We start from the raw sequence: 245 nt of genomic DNA, 5'->3' as shown, positions 1-245 counted from the left end.
CGAGGTGCGTCGCGCGGACCAATCGATAACGGTTAGCTGGCCAACCTCAGAGGCAGCGCAGTGCGCTGCCTGGCTGCGCGAGTGGCTTGCATGATCCGCATCGATCAGGTGTGGCTGGCAGTCGACCCGCTGGACATGCGGGCCGGCTTCGATACGGCACTGGGTCGGGTGATAACCGTGTTCGGCGCCGCGCATCCGCACCATGCTTACCTTTTTGCCAACCGGCGGGCCAACCGCCTGAAGGT

At 64.9% G+C, this 245-nt stretch carries 1 protein-coding gene; it reads left to right on the top strand.

Annotated features, from left to right (window positions below):
* Positions 1-90: 90 nt before the first annotated feature.
* Positions 91-245: IS66 family insertion sequence element accessory protein TnpB (gene tnpB, locus AB3X96_RS43025; protein WP_368594469.1), on the top strand; the 155-nt coding region annotated here is incomplete at its 3' end.

The sequence above is a fragment of the Paraburkholderia sp. BR13439 genome (assembly GCF_040948805.1).
Classification (GTDB): Bacteria; Pseudomonadota; Gammaproteobacteria; order Burkholderiales; family Burkholderiaceae; genus Paraburkholderia; species Paraburkholderia youngii.
The sequence above is the reverse complement of the archived record's forward strand: the minus strand, read 5'-3'. Positions and strand labels throughout refer to the sequence as shown.